Below are 17,376 nucleotides of genomic sequence, written 5' to 3'. Positions count from 1 at the left end.
CTTACCTATCTACCTCCTCGCCCGCCCCCGATCCCCACGGTGGTCACGCATGGTCTCCCCGGCCGTCCCGGCGACGCCCTCGCCGTCCCCCCTCGCCGACGCCTACGCCCGCCTCGCCACGCTCCCCGCGGGACCGCGGGTGACGGAGCGCCCGGCGACCCACCCCGCCCCCCGCGGCGCCGGCTGGGTCGGCGCGGACGAACTGGCCGACGCGGGGCCCGCGTTGGACGCCTTCCTCGCGTGGGACGACGCCCAGGTCCTACGGGATTACGGCCACCAGGGCCGCCCCGACGTGATCGCCGGTTTCGGCCTGCACCGCTACGCGTGGCCCGCCTGCCTGCTGTTCACGGTCCCGTGGCTGCTGGCGCGGCGCGTGCCCCGGCTGCCCGCCGACCAGGTGGCCTTCCACCGGAGCACGGGGCGCATCAGCGTGCGCGCCGACCGGTTCGCGTGCCTGCCGGACGATCCGGCGGCCGCACTGCCGGGAGCCCGGGTGGTGCCCGACGAAGAGGCGCTGCGCGCGGAGGTGCGGGCCGCCGTGGCCGAGCACCTCGGTCTGGTGCTGGAGGGCTTCGGGCCCCGGATGCGACGCGGCCGCCGCGCCCTGTGGGGCATGGTGACCGACGAGGTCGTCGAGGGGCTCTGGTACGTCGCGGAGCAGTGGGGCGAGGGAAGCCGGGCCCGGGCCGAGCTGGACCTGCTGCTGCCGGGCGCGACCGCTCCGTACACCGGCGGCAGCGGTTTCCGCACGCTCACCGGCCCGGCGAGCGAGGAACTGCCCACCCGGGACCGGGCCGGCTGCTGCCTCTTCTACACGATCCGCCCGGCGGACACCTGCGTCACCTGCCCCCGGACCCGCGACGCGGACCGGGTCGCCCGGCTGACGGCGGCCGCCGCGGCGTGACGCCGCGCGCGAAGCCACTCGTTCGGGTGAGTCCGTTCGAACTCAAATGACCTTGTACGAGCGCTAGTTCGACCCACAACGCCCTATCCGGCGGTCACCGCCCCCCGTTGGCGTCCTCTTGCCCCGAAACCCGCGTGCGGCCCTTGCGCGATCGGCCACTATGGCGCCCGGAAAGCCGCATACGCGAGGCAAGGGACACCGCATGAGACTGACCGACATATCGCTGGACTGGCTGCTGCCCGGCAGCCTGCTGATCCTGGGCGTACTTGCGGCAGTCGCGGTGCTGGCCAAGAGCAAGCGCGAGGGCGAGAAGGCCGCGTCCGAGGACAGCTGGGAACGCAGCGAGGACCGCCGCCGCCGCAAGGAGGCCGTCTACGGCACCGCGTCGTACGTCCTCCTCTTCTGCTGCGCCGCCGTCGCGGCGGCGCTGTCCTTCCACGGACTGGTCGGCTTCGGCCGGCAGAACCTCAACCTCTCGGGTGGCTGGGAGTACCTGGTCCCCTTCGGGCTCGACGGCGCCGCCATGTTCTGCTCGGTGCTCGCCGTCCGCGAGGCCAGCCACGGCGACGCGGCCCTGGGCTCGCGGATACTGGTGTGGCTCTTCGCGGGGGCGGCCGCCTGGTTCAACTGGGTCCACGCGCCCAGGGGGTTCGGCCACGACGGCGCTCCGCAGTTCTTCTCCGGGATGTCGCTGTCCGCGGCGGTCCTCTTCGACCGGGCCCTGAAGCAGACGCGCCGTGCGGCGCTGCGCGAACAGGGCCTGGTGCCGCGGCCGTTGCCGCAGATCCGGATCGTGCGCTGGCTGCGGGCTCCGCGGGAGACCTTCGGCGCGTGGTCGCTGATGCTGCTGGAGGGCGTGCGCACCCTGGACGAGGCCGTCGACGAAGTCCGCGAGGACAAGCGGGAGAAGGCGCAGGACCGGCACCGCAGGCGGGACCAGAACCGGCTGGACCGGGCCCGCATCAAGGCGATGGGTCGCCAGAGCCGGGCCTTCGGCCGCTCGCGGGGCCGCCAACTGGAGGAGGTCGTCAGGGAGGACCGGGAGGTCGTCCCCGGCGCGGCGGCGGGTGCGACGCCCGCCCTCGGCGCGGATCCGTCCCCGCCCGACGCGGGCCAACTGCCGCTGCGACGGCGCCCGTCGCTCCAGGCCGTCACCGGATCGGATCCGGCGGAGGCGGCCTCCCGGACGGTGGACCTCACCGCCGAGGACGACACCCAGACCATCCCCCGGCTCGACTCCCTGGAGCGCAAACTGAAGGATCTGGAACAGCAGTTCGGCTGATCACCCGGTCGGCCGGTGCCGGGAGCCGGCCACCGCGGCGGCGGGGGCCGGTACCGGGCGCCCGGCGCTCAGGCCGGCTCCGCCGCCCACACCGCGTCGGCGCCCCGGTCGAGTTCGAACCAGACCACCTTGCCCAGGGAGCCGCCCAGGGCGTCCACTCCCCAGGTGTCCGCGAGGGCCTGCACCAGCACCAGTCCCCGCCCGTGCGTACCGTCGTCGGCGGTCGGTACGTACGGCGTGGGCCGGCGGTCGGCGTAGTCCCGCACTTCCACCCGCAGCCGGGCGGCGGTGAGGCTGGCGTACACCTCGGCCCCCCGGTCGGTGTGGACGAGGGCGTTGGTGACGATCTCGGTGGTGAGCAGCTCCGCCACGTCGGCCGTGTCGCACCGGCAGCGGTGCCGCAGTAACTCCCGTAAAGTCCGGCGCACGTCGCCGATGGCTCTCAAGTCCGCGCGGCGCACCCGGCGGGTGACCCACAGGGTCTCCCCCGCGCTCGGGTCGGCCACGGCAGACGGTTCCCGCGGCACGGGCCGCCCTCTTCTCGTCAGTTTCCCGGTATTCGCCCCCACCCGCACGGCGACAGCCCTCCGTATCCCGCGTCCTTCTCGAACAGGCCTACGGGAGGGCTTCTTCCCTCCGGGGGAATCCGCACGCCTCGCGCCTCAGGGCCGCGGCACGTGGCGCAGGCGGGATCGAGCCATCCGGATCATGCCGCCGACGCCGCCGTCGGGCACGATCTTGCTGGCCCGGGGTTCGTGGTTCCGTACGAACGCAGGCCGGAAACCAACACTTACAACTCCACCATTCCAAAAAGGAGTTGTCGAAGAGGATCGCTTTGACTGGGCGGTCGTACTGCACCAGGGTGAGGAAATCTCCCCTCGGCAGCGAGAAACCACCATGCCGGGCACCGGAACCACTTGACGCCGCCGGTCGTGAACCGCGCACCGATCGCCTGCGGAAGGGCGCTGTCCGGGGAAAGATAGCGCGCGGCCCACACATTGCACATGCCCGTCTCTGGAGTGAACACCGCGTGACCGGTGAGCCGCGGGGGCGCTAAGCGCCCACACCGCCCAAGCCGACGGGCATGGGCAGCGGATTACCACTGTGCCCCAGCCATGCCCACTGTTCCCGCTCGTCGACCGTCAGGCCGAATTCCGTGACCGGCGGACGGCCCCGCTCCTGATACCAGGTGTACGCGGACGTGAGTTCCGCCCACAGATCACGCGGTCCCCACGAGCGGATGGCATCGGGCTGCCACCAGCCGCCGTATCGGACGATCGACACCGACGTACCCGTCAGGTCGACGAACTGGACCTCCTTCTCCTCCCCCTCCCCGCGGTGCGAGTACGTGACGTCCGGGACCTGGAGCCCCATGGCGAAGTCCTGTTCCCATCCGCCGCCCAGCACCTCCGCGGGGCGGACGGGGGACGCCCGGCGGCGCGGTCTTCCGTCGACGCGGACGGTGTGGGGCGGCCGGTGGCCCCGCACCCACATGTACGAGGAGCTGCCCGCGAAGCGGCCCGTGGCCCGCCGACCGTGCGCCGTCAGCCGGAGCAGCCCCGCGTTGCTGTACGCGGTGCCGAACGGCGTCAGGATCACGCCGCCGTCCCGCGTCTGCTCGACCCAGGCCCACGGAACCCGCCTGACGGAGGCCGTGTTGATCACGCGGTCGAAGGGTGCTCTTTCTGGCACCCCCGCGAGTCCGTCACCGCACACGAGGTGCGGCTCGTAGCCCGCGGCCTTCAGGTTCTCGGCACCCCGCGCCGCGAGCGCCCCGTCCACTTCGACGGACGTGACCCGCTCGGAGCCGACGCGCTCGCACAGCAGCGCGGTGTGATAGCCGGAGGCGTACCCGATCTCCAGCACGGAGGACGTGAAGTCCCCGTCCGCCGCGCCGGTCGGGGCGGTCCGCCCGTCGTCGAGCTGCGTGACGACGGACCGGTGGGGGTCCCACACGGCACTGCTCCAGGCCCCCGGGTCGGTGGCGCGGTCGAGGAACTTCCAGAGGCCCCGCTCGTCACGCTCCGGCAGCCACACGGCCGCCGGCACGAACGCTTCACGATCCACGGCGTCGAACGCCGCGGACATCCACGGCTCACGGAGCAACGCCATGGTCTCCAGCGCCGTACGGCACACGGCCCGGTCGAGCCCGCTCACCGGGCTCGCGGCCGGTCGCCGTCGGGGCTCGGCGGGGTCGGGGGCGGTGTCCACGGCTTGTCCTCCGGCGGTCCGCCGTGCTTGCCGTCTTCGAGCATGGTGATTCCCCTCTTATGCATAGGAGTTGTCATGCTTTACAACCATGATGCGGGACGGAGTTCCGCTCGCCGGGTGTGGCCGTCAGGAGCGGACAGGACCGGAAGGCCTCACCCGATTCCGGTCCTGTCGCCCCTCCGCGCGCCGGCCGAACGGGCAGCCGGCGGCGGGTCCGTGGGTCCACCCGCGGGGCACTCCAGGTGCACCGCGAGATCGTGTGCGTACTCTGCGGCGGCCACAGCGAAGACCGACGCGCTCCGCTGCTCGACCGCCGTCTTCACCGCGTGCTCCAGTTCCGCCAGGTACCGCGCGCTGAAGCGGTAGCCGTGGGCGCCGTCGGCGCTCATGCGGACGACGGCCCGTGGCCCGGGTGCCGGCGGATCTCCACGGCCGCGTCGGCCGCACCCGACGGGTCGTACTCCGGCGAGCGGGGGTCCTTGCGTCCGTGCCACTGCCGCAGCAGCGCGCCGCAGACGTCGCATCCGGGCGCGGCGATCGGTACACGGGGGAAGAGCTGGTCGACCGTTGCCACAACCGGCGCATTCATCTCGTAGGACATACGTCGCCCCTCACTGTGATCGGTGCACTACGCACTGTGCTCGCAGACCCAGCGTGGCAGTTGCATAGCCGTATTGCAACCACAGCCACAGATTCTGCGAAATTGCATGGCTCGGCGTCAGTTGCGCATGTGGAAGCATGCGTGCAGGGAAGCCGGTGAGGCACGAGGGGAAGGGCGAGGCCATGAGCGCTCCGTCAGTACGTCAGCGACGACTTGGGGCCGAACTGCGGACCCTGCGCGAGGCCAAGGGGCTGACGCAGGAGGAAAGCGCGCAGGCAGCGGGCCCGGGATGGGACAAGACGCGGCTGTCCCGCGTGGAGCGAGCCCAGTTGGGCATCAAGCCCGACGTCGTCCAACTGCTGCTCGACAAGTACGGCGTGAGCGACCCGGAGAAGCGCGAAGCGCTGGCGGCTCTCGCCCAGGCCGGCACGCGCCGCGGCTGGTGGCAGACCTACAAGGACATCATCTCGCCCGCCTACGCCGAGCTGATCGCGCTGGAGGCCGATGCGAAGAGCCTCCGGTCCTACCAGACGCTCCTCGTCCCCGGTCTGCTGCAGACGGCCGCGTACGCCCGTGCGTCGATCGCGGCCATCAACATGTCGTCCACACCCGATCAGGTGAACGCCCTCGTCGAAGTACGGCAGCAGCGACAGGCGGTCCTGTCCCGCCCGGAGCCGCTGCAGGTGTGGGCGATCATCCACGAGGCGGCGCTCCGGCCCACCGTGGGAGCGCGGGGCGTCATGCGGGACCAGTGCCAGCGGCTGCTCGATCTCATGGACCTTCCGCACGTCTCGATACAGATCCTGCCGCTCGGCGCTCCGGCGCATCCGGGGATGGCCGGTCCCTTCACCGTGCTGGGGTTCCCCGAGAGCGCGGACCTCGACGTAGTCCTCGTGGAGCACCTGGCGAGCGCTCTGTATGTTGAGGATGCCGCCGATGTGTCGGTGTACGGGAGCGCGTTCGAGCACCTGAGAGCGCACGCCCTCCCGTTCGGCAAGTCGGCCGACCTCACCGCGAAGATCAAGCAGGAGCACACATGACCACTCTGGCGAACTCATCCGCCGTCGGCCTCACTTGGACGAAGTCCAGCTACAGCGACGGCGGGAACAACTGCATCGAGGTGGCCGCGGGCCAGTTCCCCGGTGCCGTCCCCGTCCGTGACTCGAAGGTCCCCGCAGGCCCCGCGCTCCTCGTCGCCGATGCCCACTGGACGGTGTTCGTCGACGCCGTCAAGGCCGGGCGGCTCTAACCCGGCCCCGGGGGCGGCCCGGGCTTCCGGACCGCCCCCCACTGCCTCAGGGCCGCGGCACGTTCCGCAGGTTGGACCGGGCCATCTGGATCATGCGGCCGACACCGCCGTCGAGCACGATCTTGCTGGCCGACAGTGCGAATCCGGTGACCATGTCGGCACTGATCTTCGGTGGGATCGACAGCGCGTTGGGATCGGTCACCACATCCACCAGGGCGGGGCCCTTGTGCCGGAACGCGTCCTTCAGGGCCCCCGCGAGCTGCTTGGGCTTCTCCACCCGGACCCCGTATACCCCCGCCGCGCGGGCGATGGCGGCGAAGTCCGGATTGTGGTTCGTGGTTCCGTACGACGGCAGGCCGGAAACCAGCATCTCCAACTCCACCATCCCCAAGGCAGAGTTGTTGAAGAGAACCACTTTGACGGGCAGGTCGTACTGCACCAGGGTGAGGAAATCTCCCATCAGCATCGAGAAGCCGCCGTCGCCCGACATCGAGACCACTTGGCGCCGCCGGTCGATGAACTGCGCGCCGATGGCCTGCGGAAGGGCGTTGGCCATCGAGCCGTGGCTGAAGGAGCCGATGATGCGCCGCTTGCCGTTCGGGGAGAGATAGCGCGCGGCCCACACGTTGCACATGCCCGTGTCCACGGTGAACACCGCGTCGTCGTCGGCCAGTTCGTCCAGGACCGACGCCACGTACTCGGGGTGGATCGGGGTGTGCTTCTCCACCTTGCGCGTGTAGGCCTTGACCACGCCCTCCAGGGCGTCCGCGTGCTTCTTCAGCATCCGGTCCAGGAACCGGCGGTCCGTCTTGACCTTGACCCGCGCGTTCAGGCAGCGCAGCGTCTCCCGCACGTCGCCCCAGACCGCGAGGTCCAACTTGGAGCGCCGGCCCAGGTGTTCGGGGCGCACGTCCACCTGGACGATCTTGACGTCATCGGGCAGGAAGGCGTTGTACGGGAAGTCGGTGCCCAGCAGGATCAGCAGGTCGCACTCGTGGGTGGCCTCGTAGGCCGCGCCGTAACCGAGCAGCCCGCTCATGCCGACGTCGTAGGGATTCTCGTACTGGATCCATTCCTTTCCGCGCAGCGCGTGCCCGACCGGTGACTTGACCCGGCCCGCGAACTCCATCACCTCGGCGTGGGCCCCGGCCGTGCCGCTGCCGCAGAACAGGGTGACCCGGTCGGCCCCGTCGATCATCCGGACCAGCGTGTCGATCTCGGCGTCCCCGGGCCGTACGGTCGGCCGCGCGGTGACCAGGGCGTGCTCGATGGACCGTTCGGGGGCGGGCAACGAGGCGATGTCCCCGGGCAGGGTCACCACGCTGACCCCGCCCCGGCCGATGGCGTGCTGGACGGCGCTCTGCAGCAGCCGCGGCATCTGCTTCGGGTTGGAGATCATCTCGCAGTAGTGGCTGCACTCGCGGAAGAGCTGCTCGGGGTGGGTCTCCTGGAAGTAGCCGAGGCCGATCTCGCTGGAGGGGATGTGCGAGGCCAGCGCCAGCACGGGGGCCATCGAGCGGTGGGCGTCGTACAGCCCGTTGATCAGGTGGAGGTTGCCGGGGCCGCAGGAGCCCGCGCAGGCGGCCAGCCGTCCGGTGAGCTGGGCCTCGGCGCCCGCCGCGAAGGCGGCCGTCTCCTCGTGCCGGACCTGGATCCACTCGATGGCGGCGGTCCGCCGGATGGCGTCGACGACGGGGTTGAGGCTGTCCCCCACGACTCCGTACATCCGGCGCACCCCCGCGCGCACGAGGATGTCGACGAACTGCTCCGCCACGTTCTGCTTGGCCATGGAGGGGGCGCCCTTTCCGGTCCGGCTCTGCGTGCGCCTCCCATCCACGCACGGCCGGGCCGGTTACGCCTCCCAGACCGCGGCGGCGGTGCGGTCGTCCGCGTACCCCTTCAGGCGGAGCTGGGTATCCGCGAGGAAGGCCGCGAGGCCCGGCGGATCCGCGCCGTCCCAGCGCGCGGCCAGCTCGGCGGGCAGGGAGGCCTCCTCCCGCATCGGTTCGGCCAGTCCGCCGGAACAGAGCAGCAGCGTGTCCCCCGGACGGGCCACGGTGGCGCGGAACCGGAATCCGGGGCCGGCGGGCTCCCCCGGCGCGGAGGCCGGTCCGGGCAGCGCCGCGGCGGGCGCGGGCGCGGGGGCTCCGGCTGGTGAGGGGCCCGGTCCCGCCGGTTCCAGGTCTTCCCATTGCCCCGCCCGCAGCCGGAACAGTCCGCCGGTCCCCGCCCCGAAGCACACCCGGGTGCGGCACTCGGGGTCGACCGGGAGGAGGAGCGCGCGCAGACCGGCCGTGTACCCCTCCTCGGGCAGCCCCAGCTCGGCGGCGCGGGCCCGCAGGCGCCCGTACCCGCGGTCGGTGAGCCGTTGCAGGCCCGAGCGCAGGGCGTCGCGCCGGCCCGCCCGGATGTCGTCGGCCAGGCGGGCCCGGCTGCGGCCGACGGCGGCCGCGACCCAGCGGCACACCGCGGCGGCGGCGTCCTGCGCGCCGGGCGCGCCGCGGGCCCCGCCCGCCAGGGCGACCAGCACCAGCGCGTCGTCACCGCCGCCGAAGCGGGCGGTGAGCAGCACGTCGCGCCGCGGCTCGGCGCGGAAGCGGGCGGAGTCGCCGCGCACGGAGGCGGCCCGCAGCGTGTAGGTCCCGTACCGGGCGCCCTCCAGGACGGTGTCGGGCACGAGCGCGTCGAGGGCGCCCGGGTCGGCCACGGGCAGCGCGCCGGGCTCCGCGGCGTACGTCGGCGCCCGGTCCCCCAGGTGGCGCACCTCGGGGCGCGGTACGGGCGGCGGCCCGGCGGGGCCCGGGGCGGGGCGGCGAGGGTCGGCGTGCCCCGGTCCGCCGCGGCGGGGCTCCGGTACGACGGCCGTCGGCGGCGCCGCGGGCAGCGGAGGCACCGGCGGCGGGGGCGGAAGCGGCGGAGGCACGGGCGGCACGGCCGTGTCCCCGAGCGCGTACCCGGTCGGCGCGGCGGCGCCCGCCCCCTCGCCCCCCGGCTCCGCGCCGGACGGCGCGGCGGGCACCGGTCCGGGCCGGGCACCGGGCAGCGGGCCGGGCGCGGTGCCGGGAAACGGCCCGGACCGTGCGCCCTGCTCGGTGCCGGGCGCCGTATCAAGCTGCGGGCCGGACCCCGGGCCGGAGACCGCGCCGGACCGCACACCCGGCACCCGGTCAGACCCCCCGCCGGGCGCCGGGCCGGGCCCGGCGCCCGGCTCCGGGCCGGACACCTCGTGGGGCGGCGGCCCGGAAGGGGCTTCAAGCGCAGGGCCGGACCCCGGATCAAGCCGCGGGCCGGCCCCCGCGCTGGAGACCGCACCGGACCGCGCACCGGGCACCCGGTCGGACCCCGCACCGGGCAGCGGGTCAGACCCCGCGTCAAGCTCCGGGCCGGACCGCGCACCGGGCAACGGGCCAGTCGGGGTGCCCGGCACCGGGCCGGGCGCTGGGCCGGGCAGCGGGCCGGACCGTGCCCCCGGCAGCGGGCCGGGCGCTGGGCCCGGTGCCGGGGCCGGATCGCGGGGCGGTGGTACCTCTCCCACCAGCACCGACGCCGAGCTGAAGCGGCTGTCCAGCGTGTCGGCGGGATCGGCGGGGGCGGCGGAACCGGTGGGTCCCGGCTCCGGCCCGGCCGGGTCCTCGTAGAGCTTCTGCCACCAGTTGTCCGCGTCCCCCTGCTGACTCATGCCCCTAGTGTCGGCCGCCCGGGGCGGCGGAAAACGCGGAACGCGCGGAAAAGGGCCCGCCGGGCTACTGCCCGGCGGACCCCTTGCCCTCTGGCGCCGAACGGGTTACCGGACGTCGTAGGCGCGTGCGACCGTCTGGGTGACGGTGGCTCCCTTCGCGTCGGTCAGCTCGACCCGGAGCGAGACCGGCTTGCCGGCCGCGCCCGCGTGGTCGACGACCGCGCTCCAGCGGCCGTCCCGCTCGCCGACCAGAGCCTGCGTCCAGTGCTCGTCGTCGTAGCTGTAGGACAGCTTGGCGCTCGCGAGGGCTCCCGGCGCGTAACCCGCGTGCCCGGTGACTCCCAGCCCGATGCGCTGCCCGTTCCGGGCGGGGAGGGTCTTCAGGCCGTCCTCGGGGAGGGTGAGCGCCGGGAAGAGGACCGGCAGGCCCGTCGAGTAGGCCGACGCGTCGAGCGCGGAGCGGAAGGTCCAGGTGGTCCGTACGCCCTGCGAGCGCTGCCAGTCGCGCGCCGGTCCGCCGATCTTCTCCAGGGTCTGGGTGAGCGCGTACGTCCCCGCTTCGGCCGGGACCTCGAAGACCCCCGCGTTCGGGTACCAGCCGGTGCCGATCTCCACGCCGTCGCGGGTGAGCGTCAGGCCGCCGATGTCACCGAAGGATCCGGGCAGCGCGTAGTGGCCGCTGTCGCCCCACATCGCGGAGGAGAAGCCGATCAGGTTGCCCTGCCGCTCGGCGGCGAGCAGCGGCTTGCCGCTCGCGTCGCGGGCAGCGACCGGGCCGATCACCCCGTCGTACCAGGTCTCGGAGCGCCGGCCGCCCTTGGTGTGGGTGCGCTGCTGGTCGGTCATCAGCTCGCCCCAGGGGAAGCTGCTGGAGACCATGTGGTCCCAGGCGGTGTCCCCGGCGGTGTAGTACTCGGTGCGCTCCCCCGGGACGGCGACGGTGTCCAGGGAGCCGAAGGACACGGCCGTGCCCAGCGGCCGGTAGGCGCCGGTCAGGTCCATGTAGGCGGAGTCGACGCCCATCGCGCGGTAGGTGGAGCGGACCGTACCGAGGTCGCGGTCGCGCACCCGGTAGGTCCGGTCGCCGCGCAGCGTGCCCTGCTCGGTCTGGGCGAGGTTGTAGACGTACGGGCTCTTCGCGGTGCCCTGCCAGGTCAACGTCACCTTGCCCCGCGCGAGCCGGGCGAGCAGCGCCTTGGCCTCGGCGGTCTCGATGGACAGCGCGGGCAGCGGGCCGCCGGTGTAGCCGTTGAAGCCGACCCAGCGGCCGGGGGCGTCGCGGTGGGCGAGGACGGCCTTGGCACCGGCCGCCTTCGCATCCTCGGCGAGGTCGTACAGCGAGCCGTCGCCGGTCTTCACCAGCACGATCGCGCCCTGCGCGCCGGCCGCGGCCAGTTCCGCGGGGGTGCCGGCGCCCGCGTCGACGAGCGGGGCGCTGCCGCGTCCGTCGAGGTTGTCGCTGCCGGTGGAGGCGGTGAGGGGGTGCAGCACCGGGCCGCCGGACACCTTCAACTCGGCCAGCAGGGGCGCGGCTTGCCGCCAGTAGCTGCCGAACTCGAAGCCGCCTTCGGTGGCCCGGCCCTCGACGGAGGCGTAGAACCCGCGGATGGTGCGGCCGCCCATCGCGGTGCCGGCGTGCAGCCAGTTGGGGTCCCAGTGGCGGGCGAAGGCGAGCGTGGCACCGCGGGTCTCGGTGGGCCGGTCGGCCTCGATCGCGAGCCGCCCGGCGGTGCGGGCGTCCAGCACGATCGTGGTGTCCTTCCTCAACTCGACCTGCGGGCGCCCGAGATAGGTCAGGGAGTCGACCAGCGCGTTCTCTGCGCCGCCCGCGTCCGGGGTGGCGACGAAGGAGGAGAGGAAGTACGAGCCCGGGCGGAGCCGGTAGACCTGGTCGGCGGAGCCGTCGTTGAACCGGCGTTCGCCGCTGGCGTCGTCGGTGCCGATGACGTCCAGGGAGGACGGTCCGGCGGCGGGCCTGCCCACCCGGTCGAGCAGTTTCACGCGCAGGGTGACGGTCTCGGGCTGCACGTACAGCGAGAAGGGCGTCGAGACGCGCAGGCCGCCGGGGCCGGTGGCCACCACCCGGCCGGTGACGTCGCCGTACTGGGCGCGCTCCAGGCGGGCCGCGGGGTCCAGCGCGAGGGGCACCGTGACGGTGGCTCCGGAGGGGACGGTCACCTCGCGCCGGTCCAGGCGGGCGACCTGGCTGCGGACCGCGGAGCCGTCGTTGCCGGTGAGGTGTTCCACGCCGAGCCGGAGGGTGACCGGCGCGCCGCCGGTGTTGGTGTACGGAACGGTCACGGTGGTCCGGTCGCTCCGGTCCTGCGGCCAGTTGTACGCGCCGCCCTGCACGGCGGGGGCGGAGGTGACCGTGGTCCCGATGGCCCGCTGCACGTCGAGGCGGCCGCCGCCGGTCTCGCGTACGTCGCCCGGGATCCCGGTCTCTGCGGAGCCGACGAGCGCGGCCTTGACCTGCTGCGCCGTCCAGTCCGGGTGGCGCTGCTTGACGATGGCCGCGGCGCCCGCGACGTGCGGGGTGGCCATCGAGGTACCGGACATGGCCTGGTAGGCGTACACCCCGCGGCCGCCCATGGCGGCGGCCGAGATCTGGACGCCGGGGGCGGCGATCTCCGGCTTGAGGGTGTGCGCGAGGCCGGCCGGCCCGCGGCTGGAGAAGGAGGCGGTGGTGTCGTCGCGGTCGACCGCGCCCACCGTCAGCACGCCGGGCGTGCAACCGGGCGAGGAGACCGTGTTGTCGCCGGGCCCGGAGTTGCCGGCGGCGATGACGAACAGGGTGCCGCCGCTCTGGGCGAGCCGCTCGGCGGCGGCGCTCATCGGGTCGTCACAGGCGGTCCGGGAGGGGTCTCCCAGGCTCATGGAGACGACGTCGGCCTTGCTCGCGACGGCCCATTCCATGCCCGCGATGATCCAGGAGTCCAGGCCGGAGCCGGAGTCGTTGAGGACCTTCCCGCTGAGCAGCCGCGCGCCGGGGGCGACGCCCTTCTTGGCGCCGCCGCTCGCCGCACCCGAGCCGCCTACGGTGGAGGTGGTGTGGGTGCCGTGGCCCTGGCGGTCGGCGTCGGTGTCAGAGTCGGTGAAGTTCTTCGACTCGGCGACGCGGCCCTTGAGGTCGGGGTGGTCGAGGTCGGCGCCGGTGTCCAGGACGGCGACCGTGGCGCCGGAGCCGTCGTATCCGGCGGCCCAGGCGGCGGGTGCGTTGACCTGCCGGGTGGAACGTTCCAGGTTCGCCCGGACCTTGCCGTCGAGCCACAGCTTCTTCAGGCCGCCCGCGCCGCGCGTGCGGGCGGCGGCCTTCGCGGTGACGTCCGACCAGAAGGTGGCAGCCTGCGCCTTGTCGGCCGAGAGCGCGACCGCGCCGATCGAACCGAGGACCAGGGAACGCTCGGCGCCGCGCGGGGCGGCCGGGGCGCTGCGCGCCGTGTCGAGGCCGTCGTAGACCGCGATCAGCGGCAGCTTCTTGGCGTGCGCGTCGTCGTAGCCCTGCCGGATCAGGCCGGTGACGTTGAAGAGCTGCTCGTCGACGGTGCCCGCCGCGAGCGCCTCGACCGCGCTCTCGGGGTAGACGTAGACGTCCTTGCCGGACTGCCGGGTCTGCACGAGCGGCTGGGTGCCGTCCTCCCGGGGCAGGGCGGCGGCTGCGGAACGGCCGGTGGCGTCCGTGGACACCAGGATCCGGTCGCCGGTGACCAGGGTGACGGTCACCGGTCCGGTGGGCTGCCCGGCGGCCGCCCCGCTGCCGGTCAGCGGTCTCTTCGCCGGCCCGCCCTCGCTCGGCTGCGCCGCCGAGGTGCCGACGGCTGTGACGGCGAGGACGGCCGCCGTGGCCACCCCCACTGCCGTACGCGATATCGGGCGCATCGCTCTCCCCAGGTGAATTCCGGCCAACGGGCCCATTGCACGGCAAAGTTGCCGCGCGGAGGGCTTCGGGCCGGCGGTTGGTGGTGCTGCGGTGGCGTCACCTTGGCAGAGAGGCGGTGGGTGCGGTGATGATGTCCACGGCGGGTTTGCGCCGTGGCCGTTTCCCGCCAGAGCGGGCGGCCTGGGACCGGGTGGAGAGTGGGGTGGACGGGTTGCTGGGTGCCGTAGGCCTGGACGAGGGCCAGGAGTCGGCGTACCGCGCGCTGGTCGCGCTGGGGGCGGCGGAGGTACCGGACCTCGCCCACCGGCTGGCCCTGCCGGTGCCGCAGACCGAACGGGCCCTGCGGCACCTGGAGCGCCACGGCCTGGCCGCGCAGTCCTCGGCCCGCCCCGGCCGCTGGGTGGCCGCACCGCCCGGGGTGGCGCTGGGGGCCCTGCTCACCCAGCAGCGGCACGAGTTGGAGCAGGCCGAGCTGGCCGCGGTCCTGCTGGCCGAGGAGTACCGGGCGGAGGCGGCGGAGCCGGCGGTGCACGACCTGGTGGAGGTGGTGACGGGCGCGAGCGCGGTGGCGCACCGCTTCGTGCAGCTCCAGCTGGGCGCGGTGGAGGAGGTGTGCGCGCTGGTCACCGGCCGGCCGCAGGTGATGACGGGCACGGAGAACGAGGCGGAGGAACGGGCCGCCGTGCGCGGGGTCGACTACCGGGTGGTGATCGAGCGCGAGGTGCTGACCCTGCCGAGGGGGCTGCGGGAGGCCTCGACGGCGCTGGGCCGGGGCGAGCGGGTCCGGGTGACGGGAGAGGTCCCGACGAAGCTGGTGATCGCGGACCGGAGCCTGGCGATGGTGCCGCTGACGGCCCGCACCGCCGAACCGGCGGCGCTGGTGGTGCACGCGTCGGGCCTGCTGGAATCCCTGATGGGACTCTTCGAGGCGGTGTGGCGGGAGGCGCTCCCGCTGCGGCTGGGGGCGGGCGGCGGGATCGACGAGTCGGGCGGCGGCCCGGACGCCACGGACCTGGAGATCCTCTCGCTGCTGCTGGTGGGGATGACCGACGCGAGCGTGGCGAAACACCTGGAGCTGGGGCTGCGGACGGTGCAGCGCCGGGTCAAGGGCCTGATGGAGAGTGCCGGGGTCACGACCCGGATGCAGCTGGGCTGGCACGCGTACGAACGGGGCTGGGTGGCCCGATAGCCCCCGGTCGGTCACGCTGATCAGATGGATCTGCCTCAGCTGCTCCTGGTGGGCCTGGTGCTGCTGCTCGGGGTGCTCGGGGTGCTGGTGCCCGGCGTCCCGGGGACCCTGCTGGTCTGGGCGGGCGTGCTGTGGTGGGCGATGCACGAGCGGACCGCGCCCGCCTGGTCGCTGCTGGTGTCGGCGACGGCGCTGCTGCTGGTGGTCCAGGTGGTGAAGTGGCAGCTCCCGCCGCGGCGGCTGCGGGGGGTGGGCGTCACCCGGCGGATGGCGGTGTACGCGGGCGCGGGCGCCTTCCTCGGCTTCGTCCTGGTGCCGGTGCTGGGCGCGGTGCCGGGCTTCATCGGCGGGATCTACCTGTGCGAGCGGCGCCGCCTGGGCACCCACGGCGAGGCGGTGACCTCGCTGCGGGCGGTCATGCGGGCGGTGGGGACGAGCGTGCTGGTGGAGCTGTTCGCGTGCCTCCTGGTGACCGGGGCGTGGCTGGCGGTGGTGGCGACCACCCCCAGCCCCGCCGGCGCTTGAGGCGGCCCGCGGCCAGCGCCGCCATCCCAGCCCCGCCAGCGCTTGAGAGGCCCGGGGCCAGCCCCGCCACCCCAGCCCCGCCGGCATTTGATGCGGCCCGGGGCCAGCCCCGCCATCCCAGCCCCGCCAGCGTTTGAGGCGGCCCGGGGCCAGCCCCGCCATCCCAGACCCGCCAGCGTTTGAGGCGGCCCGGGGCCAGCCTTGCCATCCCAGCCCCGCCAGCGTTTGAGGCGGCCCGGGGCCAGCCTTGCCATCCCAGCCTCGCCGGCGTTTGAGACGGCCCGGGGCCAGCCTTGCCATCCCAGCCCCGCCGGCGTTTGAGACGGCCCGGGGCCAGCCTTGCCATCCCAGCCTCGCCGGCGTTTGAGGCGCCCCCGGAGGGCACGACCGGCCGAGGTCGGGGTGAGGGCTCGGGCGAGCACCCGGTCCCCGGCGGGGTTGCCTCGTGGCTGATCCGGCCCCGCCGTGCGGGTCGAGGGCCCTTCGGGGGCGCCTCAAACGCCGGCGAGGCTGGATGTGCGCCCCCGGCGGCGAAAGGGGCCGAGCGGCCCGGCGCCCCCAGCCCCGGCGAGGCTGGATTTTCGCCCCCGTCGGTGCAGTGGGCCGTGCCGCCCCGGCACCAAGCCCCCGGATGGGGGCCCGGGGCCGGGAGGTCGGCCCCCGGGGCGGGGGTCAGGGGCGGCCGCTTCGTTTGGCGGCGTAGTTGGCGCGGCCCTCGGCCGACTTGATGCGCCAGTCGCGGCGGATCTCGGAGCGGAGCCGCGCATCCGTCTTCGCCACGATCCGCTGGTTCTCCCGCAGCAGCTTCCGGTAGCTCTCCAGCCGCCGCTCCGGCAGCGCCCCCTCCTCCACCGCCCGCAGCACCGCGCACCCCGGCTCCGCCTCGTGCGCGCAGTCGTGGAAGCGGCACCGGGCGGCGTACTCCTCGATCTCGGAGAACACCTGCCCGACGCCCGCCTCCGCGTCGAAGAGGCCGACGCCGCGCAGGCCCGGGGTGTCGATCAGGACCCCGCCCTCCGGCAGGGCGAGCAGGTTGCGGGTCGTCGTGGTGTGGCGGCCCTTGCCGTCGACGTCACGGGCGGCCCGGACCGCCATGACCTCCTCGCCGAGCAGCGCGTTCGCCAGGGTGGACTTGCCCGCGCCCGAGATGCCGAGCAGCACGCTGGTCCCGGAGGCGACGATGGCGGTGAGGACGTCCGTACCCTCGCCGGTGACGGAGGAGACGGTGAGGACGCCGACGCCCGGCGCCGCGGTCTCCACGTCCTCCACGAGGTGCGCGAGGGTGACCGGGTCCGGGACCAGGTCCGCCTTGGTCAGGACGACCAGCGGCTGCGCGCCGGACTCCCACGCGAGGGCGAGGAAGCGCTCGATGCGGCCGAGGTCCAGCTCGACGGCGAGCGACACCGCGATGATCGCGTGGTCGACGTTGGCCGCGAGGATCTGCCCCTCGGAGCGCTGCGAGGAGGTGGACCGTACGAACGCGGTCCGGCGCGGCAGGTACGCCTTGACGTAACGGGGGTTGCCGGCCGCCTCGACGGCGGCCCAGTCACCGGTGCAGATGACCCGCAGCGGGTCGTGCGGGGTGACGAAGGCGGTGTCGGCGCGGACGATCCCGTCCGCGGTCATGACGTCGCACTGGCCGCGGTCGACCCGGACGACGCGGCCGGGCACGAGGCCCTGCTCGGCGTACGGTGCGAACTCGGCGGCCCAGGCGTCGTCCCAGCCGTAGGCGCCGAGGGCGTGGGAGAGGGAAGCGATCTGCGGGAAGGCAGAGGAAGACAAGGGGAACCCTTCACAGGGTGGCCCCGGCAGGACGCGCGCGCTGCGCGCGGAAGTGCGGTGAAGGTCAGCCGGAG

14 protein-coding genes and 1 pseudogene are annotated in these 17,376 nt (G+C 74.0%); 6 read left to right on the top strand and 9 right to left on the bottom strand.

The genetic code is table 11. The features are described from left to right. Positions 1-49 precede the first annotated feature (49 nt). The gene (locus AC0693_RS21295) at positions 50-904 is read left to right on the top strand and encodes a (2Fe-2S)-binding protein (protein ID WP_478802553.1); all 855 of its coding nucleotides are present in this window, start codon (positions 50-52) and stop codon (positions 902-904) included. A 202-nt stretch (positions 905-1,106) separates the two neighbouring features. After that, positions 1,107-2,186 (top strand): DUF2637 domain-containing protein, encoded by a 1,080-nt coding sequence (locus AC0693_RS21290; RefSeq protein WP_478802552.1) that lies wholly within the window; start codon positions 1,107-1,109, stop codon positions 2,184-2,186. Positions 2,187-2,254: 68 nt separating this feature from the next. On the opposite strand, the gene AC0693_RS21285 is transcribed toward AC0693_RS21290, so the two are convergent. The 5 genes and pseudogenes from AC0693_RS21285 to AC0693_RS21265 all read right to left on the bottom strand — a co-directional run bounded on the left by AC0693_RS21285 (position 2,255) and on the right by AC0693_RS21265 (position 4,998). After that, a complete protein-coding gene (locus AC0693_RS21285; protein WP_469316527.1) occupies positions 2,255-2,692 on the bottom strand; it encodes an ATP-binding protein in 438 nt (145 codons plus the stop codon). 156 nt (positions 2,693-2,848) lie between these two features. Then, positions 2,849-3,216, bottom strand: a pseudogene (locus AC0693_RS21280) (thiamine pyrophosphate-dependent enzyme); the annotation flags it as partial. 23 nt (positions 3,217-3,239) lie between these two features. Next, positions 3,240-4,397: a protein-L-isoaspartate O-methyltransferase family protein gene (locus AC0693_RS21275; RefSeq protein ID WP_478802551.1), complete on the bottom strand. Its 1,158-nt coding sequence runs from the start codon at positions 4,395-4,397 to the stop codon at positions 3,240-3,242. Between the two features lie 152 nt (positions 4,398-4,549). Continuing rightward, a complete protein-coding gene (locus AC0693_RS21270) occupies positions 4,550-4,786 on the bottom strand; it encodes a hypothetical protein (protein ID WP_478802550.1) in 237 nt (78 codons plus the stop codon). Continuing rightward, entirely contained in the window at positions 4,783-4,998 is a 216-nt protein-coding gene (locus AC0693_RS21265; RefSeq protein ID WP_469334071.1) for a hypothetical protein, read from the bottom strand. The genes AC0693_RS21270 and AC0693_RS21265 overlap by 4 nt, the downstream gene beginning before the upstream one ends. Positions 4,999-5,180: 182 nt before the next feature. Here AC0693_RS21265 and AC0693_RS21260 point away from each other — a divergent pair, with 182 nt between their 5' ends. Together AC0693_RS21260 and AC0693_RS21255 are read left to right on the top strand one after the other, a co-directional pair. Continuing rightward, the gene (locus AC0693_RS21260; protein WP_478802549.1) at positions 5,181-6,038 is read left to right on the top strand and encodes a helix-turn-helix domain-containing protein; all 858 of its coding nucleotides are present in this window, start codon (positions 5,181-5,183) and stop codon (positions 6,036-6,038) included. After that, positions 6,035-6,247, top strand: a complete 213-nt coding sequence (locus AC0693_RS21255) for a DUF397 domain-containing protein (RefSeq protein ID WP_478802548.1) — start codon at positions 6,035-6,037, stop codon at positions 6,245-6,247. Before AC0693_RS21260 ends, AC0693_RS21255 begins: the two co-directional genes overlap by 4 nt. Before the next feature lie 46 nt (positions 6,248-6,293). Here the strand turns inward: AC0693_RS21255 and AC0693_RS21250 are convergent, their stop codons facing one another. From AC0693_RS21250 to AC0693_RS21240, 3 genes are all read right to left on the bottom strand, one after another. Beyond that, entirely contained in the window at positions 6,294-8,036 is a 1,743-nt protein-coding gene (locus tag AC0693_RS21250; RefSeq protein WP_478802547.1) for a pyruvate dehydrogenase, read from the bottom strand. Positions 8,037-8,099: 63 nt separating this feature from the next. Then, positions 8,100-9,401, bottom strand: coding sequence for a protein phosphatase 2C domain-containing protein (locus AC0693_RS21245; protein ID WP_478802546.1), 1,302 nt, complete (start codon positions 9,399-9,401; stop codon positions 8,100-8,102). A 630-nt stretch (positions 9,402-10,031) separates the two neighbouring features. Next, positions 10,032-13,805: a S8 family peptidase gene (locus AC0693_RS21240; protein ID WP_478802545.1), complete on the bottom strand. Its 3,774-nt coding sequence runs from the start codon at positions 13,803-13,805 to the stop codon at positions 10,032-10,034. A gap of 212 nt (positions 13,806-14,017) precedes the next feature. Between AC0693_RS21240 and AC0693_RS21235 the strand changes: the two genes are divergently transcribed. Together AC0693_RS21235 and AC0693_RS21230 are read left to right on the top strand one after the other, a co-directional pair. Next, the gene (locus AC0693_RS21235) at positions 14,018-14,995 is read left to right on the top strand and encodes a helix-turn-helix domain-containing protein (RefSeq protein ID WP_478802609.1); all 978 of its coding nucleotides are present in this window, start codon (positions 14,018-14,020) and stop codon (positions 14,993-14,995) included. Between the two features lie 24 nt (positions 14,996-15,019). After that, complete coding sequence (locus AC0693_RS21230) at positions 15,020-15,520, top strand: DUF456 domain-containing protein (RefSeq protein ID WP_478802544.1); 501 nt, start codon at positions 15,020-15,022, stop codon at positions 15,518-15,520. 672 nt (positions 15,521-16,192) lie between these two features. On the opposite strand, the gene rsgA is transcribed toward AC0693_RS21230, so the two are convergent. Further along, on the bottom strand, positions 16,193-17,302 hold the full coding sequence (rsgA, locus tag AC0693_RS21225; protein ID WP_478802543.1) for a ribosome small subunit-dependent GTPase A: 1,110 nt from the start codon (positions 17,300-17,302) through the stop codon (positions 16,193-16,195). Positions 17,303-17,376 lie beyond the last annotated feature (74 nt).

It is taken from the genome of Streptomyces sp. NPDC043876 (genome assembly GCF_056435825.1).
Note: the sequence above shows the minus strand (reverse complement) of the source record. Positions and strands in the feature narration are given on the sequence as shown.

Bases quoted from the DNA above. Each gene is read 5' to 3' on its own strand.
- AC0693_RS21295 (WP_478802553.1), top strand. From the start codon at position 50: ATGGTCTCCCCGGCCGTCCCGGCGACGCCCTCGCCGTCCCCCCTCGCC.
- AC0693_RS21290 (WP_478802552.1), top strand. From the start codon at position 1,107: ATGAGACTGACCGACATATCGCTGGACTGGCTGCTGCCCGGCAGCCTG.
- AC0693_RS21270 (WP_478802550.1), bottom strand. From the start codon at position 4,786: ATGAGCGCCGACGGCGCCCACGGCTACCGCTTCAGCGCGCGGTACCTG.
- AC0693_RS21265 (WP_469334071.1), bottom strand. From the start codon at position 4,998: ATGTCCTACGAGATGAATGCGCCGGTTGTGGCAACGGTCGACCAGCTC.
- AC0693_RS21260 (WP_478802549.1), top strand. From the start codon at position 5,181: ATGAGCGCTCCGTCAGTACGTCAGCGACGACTTGGGGCCGAACTGCGG.
- AC0693_RS21255 (WP_478802548.1), top strand. From the start codon at position 6,035: ATGACCACTCTGGCGAACTCATCCGCCGTCGGCCTCACTTGGACGAAG.
- AC0693_RS21250 (WP_478802547.1), bottom strand. From the start codon at position 8,036: ATGGCCAAGCAGAACGTGGCGGAGCAGTTCGTCGACATCCTCGTGCGC.
- AC0693_RS21240 (WP_478802545.1), bottom strand. From the start codon at position 13,805: ATGCGCCCGATATCGCGTACGGCAGTGGGGGTGGCCACGGCGGCCGTC.
- AC0693_RS21230 (WP_478802544.1), top strand. From the start codon at position 15,020: ATGGATCTGCCTCAGCTGCTCCTGGTGGGCCTGGTGCTGCTGCTCGGG.